Genomic DNA, 236 nt, shown 5'->3' with positions numbered 1-236 from the left:
AAGGTCCAGTGCAGCGTGCCGTCCGAATTGCCGTTGACGACCGGATTGGTCGACAGGTGCAGGAAGTCGATCGCGCCGGCCGCTGCCGGATTGTAACCCGCACCGCCGCCGGAGACGGAGAGCACCTTGGCGGTGACGACATCCGTCATGTCGGCGTCATGCACCTTCAGATCGCCCTGCGTCGTCAGGGCGGCATCCGTTTCGGTCAGGCTGCGGGTGACGACGTCCTGGCCAAC

Annotated in this window: 1 protein-coding gene; it reads right to left on the bottom strand. The window is 65.7% G+C overall.

Features of this window, described 5'->3' with window-relative positions:
* A partial coding sequence (locus ACPYOI_RS37020) for a hypothetical protein (protein ID WP_481420600.1) occupies positions 1 to 236 on the bottom strand: 236 nt, incomplete at both ends.

The sequence above is a fragment of the Rhizobium sp. SVR5-2C genome (assembly GCF_056755115.1).
This window is presented reverse-complemented; position numbering and strand designations above follow the sequence as displayed.